We start from the raw sequence: 7,954 nt of genomic DNA, 5'->3' as shown, positions 1-7,954 counted from the left end.
GGACGAGCACCACGTAGAGCACGGTCCGCCCGACACCACGACGACCCGGACGCGCCCCCCTGCGCGGAGCGAGCCCACCACTCGGCGCGACCCGACCCCTCGACGCCTCCTGCGCAACCCCAGCCGTGCTCATGCGGCGACCCCAGCCGTGCTCATCGGGCACCTGCCATCTCGTAGTAGACCCAGCGCCGGGCGTTCTGGAAGAGCAGGAACGTGATCACCATGATGATCATGAAGAGCACCCACGCCAGCGCACTCGCATAACCCATCGCGCTTTCGGTGAAGGCCGTGCGGTAGAGGTAGTAGATGTAGAAGAGCGAGGCGTTGTTCGGCCCGCCCTGGGTCATCACGTACGCCTGGTTGAAGACCTGGAACGTCCCGATCACACCGGTGACCAGGTTGTAGAAGATCGTCGGCGTCATCATCGGCAGCGTCACGTGCCGGAACCGCTGCCACACCCCACCGCCATCGATCGAGACCGCCTCGTACAAGTGGCGTGGCACTCCCTGCAGACCCGCCAGGAAGATCACCATGGCATTGCCGAAACCCCAACTGCTCATGATCACCATCGACGGTACGACCGCGGTCTCGCTGTAGATCCACTGCGACGTCGGCAGTCCCGCCTGGCGCAGCAACGAGTTGAGCAGACCGAAATCAGGGTTGAAGATCCAGATCCACAACACCGCACTCGCCACCGCCGGCACCAACGTCGGAAGGTAGTAGATCGTCCGCCAGACGCTCAGCCCGCGTACCTGCTGGTTGAGTAACAGCGCGAGGATGAAGCCGAGGACCAGGATCAGCGGCACCGTGCCCAACGTGTAATAGGTCGTCACGCTCAACGACTTCCAGAACAACTCATCACCCGCAAGCGTCTGGTAGTTGTCGACCCCGATGAACGACGGACTCCCGCCGATCGTCCAGTCGGTGAGACTGAAGAAGAACGACGCGACCATCGGCCCGATCGTGAAGATGACGAACCCGAGAACCGCCGGCATCGCCAGGACGATCCCCCAACGGCGTTCCAGCCGCCCCTGTCCCGACAAACGCCGTCCCGACGAGCGCTGCCTTGGCACGTCCTAGACCTCCTGCGTGGGATACCAGCCCTGGAGAAGCCCGTCGATCTTCGGCGTGACCGCTGTCAGGACCTCCTTGGCGGACTGCTTTCCACCCTCGATCTGTTGCAGGGCCGGTGTGAGTACCTCGGAGATGTTGTCCATGTTCTTCAACCGCTGCGTGAAGACCGTGCTCGCGTGGTTGAGGGTGTAGTCGACAACGGCGGACTTGTACTCCGGCGGGTGGACGTCGTTGTCGATCCACGAGTCGATCGCCTCGGGCTCGGTGTAGTACTTCTTCTCCAGTGGCATCCACAACCCGTCGGTGAACAGGTCGACGTACTGCGGGTCATTGTGGAACAGGTAAAGCTCGATCGCCTCTTCTGGATGCTTGCTGCCGGTGAAGACCACCGAGGCGCCGCCGAGCTGGATCGTCGTGGGCTCCTGGTAACTCGGCAGAACGCCGATGCCGAAGTCGAGCTTGCTCTGCGCCATGTCGAGCAGAATCCACTGGCCGTCGATCGCCATCGCGATCCGCTTCGTCTGGAGCTGCACGTTGGTCGCCGGTGCGTTGTTGCCCAGTTGCACCGGCGTCGGAGCGACGCGATGCTCGTACATCAGATCCTGCAGGTTCTGGAAGACCTCGATCGCCGGCGGCGTGTCCAGCAGGCACTTCCGGCCAGCCTCGTCGACGAAGCCGGTGCCGTTGCTGCGCAGGAAACCCTCCCACGCCGGCGGGTACTGGATGCTGGTCGAGACCCCGAACTGGCGGATCCGCTTCGGGTCGAAGCCGGACTGGTCGGGACGCCTGCCGTCCTGGTCCAGGGTCAGCCGGGTCGCCGTCTCGACGAAGGTGTCCCAGGACCAGGCGTCCGCCGCGTCGGCCGGTGGCGTGTCCACGCCGGCGTCGGCCAGCACGTCCTTGTTGTACCACAACAGCATGACCTCGTTGGCGGTCTGCGTACCGAACGTCTTGTCTCTGCCATACCAGAAGTAGGTGCCGGGCAACCGGTCGGCGAGAGCGGGATACTTGTCGAAGTAGGTGTAGAGGTTGACCAGTTTGCCCTGCTCGGCAAGGCGATAGCCGATCGCCCCGCCCATGTACGCCACGTCGGGCGCGCGGTTGCTCGCGACCAACGTGTTGACCTTGGTGTCGTACTCCTGAGGTGTGTAGAGCGGTTTCGCCGACACTCCCTCGTGCTCGGCTTCGAACTGCCCGAGCATCGCGTTGATGGCCTTCTGTTCGTACGACGAACCCCAGTACATGAACTGCAGCTCGGCATCGCCGCCGGCACCGCCACCAGAGTTGCAGCCGGCGAGCACTGAGGCCGCCGCGCCCGATGCCGCGACGCCCGCGGCGGCACTACCGAGCCGCAGGACGTCTCGTCGGCTCCATGTCGTCATGACCTACAGCTCCTGAGTGGGGTAATAGCCTTGGAGAAGCTTGTCGACCTTTGGTTTGAGCTCATCGAGCACCTCCTTGGCCGGACGCTTGCCGTTCTGGATCTGCTGGAGAGCGGGCGTCATGACCTCGGCGATGTTGTCGGTGTTCTTCAGGCTCTGGTCGTACTGCCGGACGGAGTTGTTCAGGGTGTAGTCGACGACGGCGGTACGAAACTCCGGAGGGTGCGCGTCGTTCTTCGTCCAGGAATCGATCGCGGCCTGGTCGGAGTAGAACTTCTCCTCGAGCGGCATCCACAAGCCGTCCTTGTAGAGGTCCACATAGCGCGGGTCGTTGTGGAACATGTAGAGCTCGACGGTCTCGTCATCGTGACCCTTACCAGTGAAGGCAACCGTCCCGGCCGCGAATCCAACGGTGAGTGCCTCTTGATATTTCGGCAGGACCCCGATGCCGTAGTCGAGGTTGCTCTGCGCCATGTCCAGCAGCAGCCACTGGCCATCCATGGCCATGGCCACCCGTCGGGTCTGCAGCAGGCGTGGTGTCGTCGGTACGCCCGCACCACCGGTGGCCAGCTGCGCCGGCGTCGGTGCGACTCTGTGCTTGAACGTCAGGTCCTGGAGGTCCTGGAAGACCTGAACTCCTTCGGCTCCGTTGAGCACGAAGTCCGTGCCGCTGTCGTCGACCGCTTCGCCGCCGTTGCTGCGTACGAGCGGATACCAGCCGAAGTTGTTCCAGTTGGAGGCGATGCCGAACTGGCGAATGGCCTTGGAGTCGAAGCCAGGCTCGTCGGGATGCCTGCCGTCCTGGTCCATGGTGAGTTTGGTGGCAGCCTCGACCAGCTGGTCCCAAGTCCACGCCTTGTCCGCCTCGGCTGGCGGATAGTCGATGCCAGCATCGTCGAACGCCTGCTTGTTGTACCACAACAGCATGACTTCGTTGGCGGTTTGGGTGGCTGCAAGCTTGTTCTTGCCGTACCAGTAATAGGTGTAGGGAAGACGCTCTCCCAGCTCGGGGTACTTCTTGAGATAGGGGTAGAGGTTGATGAGTTTGCCCTGCTCAGCCAGGCGATAGAGCACGCCTCCGCCGAGATAGGCGAGGTCGGGTGCTCTCTTGCTGGCGACCAGGGTGTTGAGCTTGGTGGTGTAATCGGTGCCGGGTGTGTAGAGCGGCTGGACCTCGCCGCCGTTGGAGTGCTCCTTGTACTCCGCCAGCATGGCGTTCATGGCCTTCTGTTCGAAGGTCGATCCCCAGTACATGAACTGCAGCTCGGCACCATCGCCTCCCGAGCCACCACCATCACACGATGCGAGGGCGGCGGGCGCCGCGGCGCCAAGGGCCCCCAGGCCGCTCAGCCTGAGCATGTCCCGCCGGCTCATGTTCGACGTACGCAACCGTCCAGCTGTCATGGTGCGCTCCGATGTGCGACGGGCAACCAGACGCGCATCGCGGCGCCGTCCCGGTTGTCCCACTGGAAGTACGGGATGGCGACCGCGGTGGTGGGGGTCGTGGTGACCTGCTCCTCCGGTGGTGTGGTGGAGTAGGGCGGTGTGGCGGAGTCCGGAGAACCGTTGCCGGGTGGGGCGACGACGACGGCATTCAGGTGCAGCGTGACCGTACGTCCGACGCCGGCGAGATCGTCGACGTCGACCACTTGAGGTTCCGTACCTGGCACCAGGGCGAGGTCGTCCACGTCGACCCCTGCCGGCTGGTCGGCCTGCTCGACGCAGTAGACGAGCGGGCCGCGTTCGACTGCCGCCGTACCGCGGACCGCGTCCATCCGATGGTGCGGGTAGACGATCCGGGGCGTCATGTCCAGCTCGAGCGTCACCTGCTCGCCTGGCTTCCAGGCACGGCGCAGGCGTAGGTATCCGCTCTCGTCCGGGGCGACGTCCGTCGGCTGGCCGTCGACCGCGATGCTGACGGCCGTGCTCCACACGGGCGCACGAACGGCCAGCGTCCATTCCGATCCCGGTGCCTGGTCGATGGTGAACGACACCGTGCCCGCCCACGGGAAGTCGGTGGCGACGGACACACCGGCCGCGCCGGACGGAAGCTCGGCGCGGATCGTACCGGGAACGAACTGGTGGACGAACAACGCGTCCGCGGGCTCGCTGACACTCGCGACATAGTGGCCGAGCGTCGCGACCAGGCGCATGATGTTGGGCGGGCAACAGGCGCACGAGAACCATTCGTTCCGGCGGCCGGGATCGTCACCCTCGAAGTGGTCGTGGCGACGCTGCAACGGATTGACGTAGAAGAACCGCGTGCCGTCGGTCGACGTCGACGCCGCGAAACCGTTGTAGAGCGTGCGTTCGATCAGGTCGGCGTACCTGCCCTCACCGGTGGCGAGCAGCAGCCGCCAGCTCCAGTGGATGCTCGCGATCGCCGCACACGTCTCGGTGTACGCACGGTCCGGCGGCAACTCGTACCTGTCACCGAACGCCTCCTGCGCGTGCCGAGAGCCGACGCCACCGGTGAGGTACGTCTTCGCCGCCACCATGTCATTCCACCGGCGTACGGAACATTCGAGCAGCGACTCGTCACCGGTCTCGAGGTAGACATCGACGATGCCGGCCTCGAGGTACAACGCGCGGACGGCGTGGCCCACGTGCGTGTCGGCCTCCCGCACGGGCAGGTGGTCCTGGAGATAGCGCCTCCCCCGGCCGGAGATCAGGCCCTTGCCGCGTTCGTTGACAAGCTTCTCCGCGAGCGTGAGATAGCTGCGCTCGCCGGTGACGCGGTGGAGCTCGACCAGAGCCGTCTCGATCTCCGGATGCCCGTCGATGCCGGGATTTCCGTCGTGCAGGAAGACCTTGACGAGATGGTCGGCGAACCGGGTTGCCACCGTGCGCACCTGTTCGCCGCCACCGACGCGGGCGATCGCGACCGCGGCCTGGATGAGATGGCCGGCGCAGTACATCTCGTGGCTGTGCGCGAGTTCTGCGTACTCCTTCTCCGGCGCGACGACCTGGTAGTAGGAGTTGAGATAACCGTCGGCGCGCTGGGCGGCAAGGAGCAGTTCGCCTGCTTGGCGTACGAAGTCCATCAGGTCGTCGTCAGGCGCCCGCCCGGCCTCCCACGCCACCGCCTCGAGCTGTTTGTAGACGTCGGAGTCGGAGAACCGGGGACCCCGGAAGGCGGCAGCCGCGTCCTCGCCCAGTTCGCCGGCCACCGACTGAGCGGCGAGGCGGAGGTTGTCGAGGTTTCCGGCTTCGCCCAGCTGCTTGATGCCGAGCGGGATGCTGGCGTCGCGGTTGACCTGCTGCCACCGGCCCAGCGGTCCACCGGTGAGGGCGACGTCGCGGATGCCGAGCGGCCGATGGACCGCCCGCCCGCTCGGCGTGGGCACGGCGGGCCCACACGCTTGTTCGGACGGGGTCGGACGTGCGTTGCCCATCGGACTCCTTCGTACGGCAAACGGAAGGAATAGGATTTCCGAAAGTTTGGGATCCGGCATCGGCAGCGTCAAGGCCGGCGTCAGCTTTAGGTCAGTTCACGCGTCGGTAGTCCCTGCTGAGGGTGCTGAAACAGCGTCTATGCTGGGAGCGGTGTTCGTACGGCAGAGGAAGGAAAAGGATTGTCGGAAGCGTCTCAGCCGGGGCGTGTCGCGACCATCCGTGACGTCGCGGCGGCGGCCGGCGTCTCCATCGGCACGGCGTCCAAGGCGCTCAACGGACGCGGCACCCTGCGCCCCGAGACCCGCGAGCGCGTCGCCGCGGCGGCGCGCCAGCTGGGGTTCCGGCCCAACGCGCTCGCCCGCGGCCTGCTCAGTGGGCGTACCTTCACGGTGGGCCTGGTCACCTCCGACAGTTTCGGACGGTTCTGCATCCCGGTGATGCTCGGCACCGAGGACGCGCTCGGCGCCGGCCAGATCTCGGTCTTCATGTGCGACACCCGCGACGACCCGATCCGGGAACGGCACCACATCCAGATGCTTCTCGCTCGCCGGGTGGACGGCATCCTCGTCACCGGCCGCCGGGTCGAGCCGCGCCCGAGCGTGGGGACGGACCTGCCCGTGCCGGTCGTCTACGCGATGACCCAGTCGACCGACCCGGCCGACTTCTCGGTGATCCCGGACGACTTCGGCGGCGGCCAGACCGCGACCCGGCACCTGCTCGCCCTCGGTCGTACCCGCATCGGCCACGTCGCCGGACCACAGCGCTTCCTCGCCGCGCGGCAACGGGTGGCTGGGATGACGAAGGTCCTCGACGACGCCGGGCTGAAGCTCGCCGGTGGCGAGGCGCTCTACGGCGAGTGGAGCGAGGAGTGGGGGCGGCAAGGTGCCGACATCCTGCTGCGCAGCGACCCCGAGGTCGACGCGATCTTCTGCGGGAGCGACCAGATCGCCCGCGGGGCGGCGGAGACGCTGCGCGAGCGGGGGCGACGGATCCCCGACGACGTCGCCCTCATCGGTTTCGACAACTGGGAGGCGATGGCGAAGGCCTGCCGGCCGCCGCTCACGTCCATCGACATGAGCCTCGGGGAAGTCGGCCGGGTCGCGGCGGAGCACCTTCTCGCGGCAATCGGCGGTGCGGCACCGAGCGGGGGAGTCGAGTCGATCCCCTGCCAGCTCGTCCCCCGCGAGTCGACCGGGCCCGTACGCACCTGAGCCCGGCCCGAGCTCCGCCCCACGCCGCGCGACAGGCGTAAGCAGCGGCGGCCACACCTCGAGGTTGCGCGCGGCCACACCTTGAGGTTGCGCGGCCGGTGCAGGTTCAGCGCCGCCGCTCGCCTCCTCCGCTCATCATCCGCCGGGCACCGCGGGCCTTCGGTCAGGCCAGAACTCGTCGCGGTCGCACGCTGCCGCGACCTCGCCCCGGTTGACCGGATAGCCCTTCGCCGGCCGATGGATCACCAGGTGGATTCCGGTGATCCGGGTGAGGCACCGCTCCGTCGCGGCACGAGCCCGACCCTCGCCACCCGCCCAGACGTCGATCCAGGTGGTCGCACCGTCGGGAGCCTCGTCCAGCTGGTAACACGGCCCGTCCTGTGCCCGGTCGCCGCACTGGTCCTCGACGACGGCGTACTTACGGAGGTACGGAAGATAGAACCGGCTGCGCACCGGCCACTGCGTCCCCTCCTTCCGGTGCCAGCCGACGGCGACGGTGATCGGGTCGTCGTAGCTGCCGACCCCCGCCGCGACCTCGTGACGTTCGTTCGGATAGGCGATCCGGGCCGAACCGGGCGGGGAGTTGTCGTGGACGGAGTAGCCCGTCACGTAGGCAGTCGCGAGGACCCTCTCGCCGGGCCGTCGCTGCTTCCCACCAGCACCAGCCGGTTTGGTCGCGTACTCGGCGGGCGGCGTGGTCGAGGTCGCGGGCCGTGCGGACTCCGACGACACGCTCGGTCGGTCCCCGGACGTCACTCCACATGCGCAGGTCACGAGCAGCAGCCCGGCGGCGATCCACCACGGACGGGGCAGGGCCGCGCTGCGTCGAGCCTGCATGGGAACTCCGGATCCGGTTCGTACCCCCGTGCGGCCAGTGCTGCCGAGCCTCTC

6 protein-coding genes are annotated in these 7,954 nt (G+C 66.8%); 1 reads left to right on the top strand and 5 read right to left on the bottom strand.

The window, feature by feature from the left end; translation table 11 throughout:
• Positions 1 to 152: 152 nt before the first annotated feature.
• The 4 genes from ABNF93_RS28055 to ABNF93_RS28040 are packed head-to-tail and all read right to left on the bottom strand — an operon-like array spanning position 153 to position 5,851.
• Positions 153 to 1,073, bottom strand: coding sequence for a carbohydrate ABC transporter permease (locus ABNF93_RS28055; RefSeq protein ID WP_349331212.1), 921 nt, complete (start codon positions 1,071 to 1,073; stop codon positions 153 to 155).
• 3 nt (positions 1,074 to 1,076) lie between these two features.
• Positions 1,077 to 2,456 (bottom strand): ABC transporter substrate-binding protein, encoded by a 1,380-nt coding sequence (locus tag ABNF93_RS28050; protein ID WP_349331211.1) that lies wholly within the window; start codon positions 2,454 to 2,456, stop codon positions 1,077 to 1,079.
• 3 nt (positions 2,457 to 2,459) lie between these two features.
• The gene (locus tag ABNF93_RS28045) at positions 2,460 to 3,860 is read right to left on the bottom strand and encodes an extracellular solute-binding protein (RefSeq protein WP_349331210.1); all 1,401 of its coding nucleotides are present in this window, start codon (positions 3,858 to 3,860) and stop codon (positions 2,460 to 2,462) included.
• The gene (locus ABNF93_RS28040; RefSeq protein WP_349331209.1) at positions 3,857 to 5,851 is read right to left on the bottom strand and encodes a glycoside hydrolase family 127 protein; all 1,995 of its coding nucleotides are present in this window, start codon (positions 5,849 to 5,851) and stop codon (positions 3,857 to 3,859) included. Before ABNF93_RS28040 ends, ABNF93_RS28045 begins: the two co-directional genes overlap by 4 nt.
• Before the next feature lie 180 nt (positions 5,852 to 6,031).
• Here ABNF93_RS28040 and ABNF93_RS28035 point away from each other — a divergent pair, with 180 nt between their 5' ends.
• Positions 6,032 to 7,063 carry a LacI family DNA-binding transcriptional regulator gene (locus ABNF93_RS28035; RefSeq protein ID WP_349331208.1) on the top strand — a complete coding sequence of 344 codons (1,032 nt, stop codon included), beginning with the start codon at positions 6,032 to 6,034 and terminating at the stop codon, positions 7,061 to 7,063.
• A 135-nt stretch (positions 7,064 to 7,198) separates the two neighbouring features.
• On the opposite strand, the gene ABNF93_RS28030 is transcribed toward ABNF93_RS28035, so the two are convergent.
• Positions 7,199 to 7,900, bottom strand: a complete 702-nt coding sequence (locus ABNF93_RS28030) for a hypothetical protein (RefSeq protein WP_349331207.1) — start codon at positions 7,898 to 7,900, stop codon at positions 7,199 to 7,201.
• Positions 7,901 to 7,954: the final 54 nt, after the last annotated feature.

It is taken from the genome of Actinopolymorpha sp. B9G3, assembly GCF_040120725.1.
Taxonomy (GTDB): Bacteria; Actinomycetota; Actinomycetes; order Propionibacteriales; family Actinopolymorphaceae; genus Thermasporomyces.
Note: the sequence above shows the minus strand (reverse complement) of the source record. Positions and strands in the feature narration are given on the sequence as shown.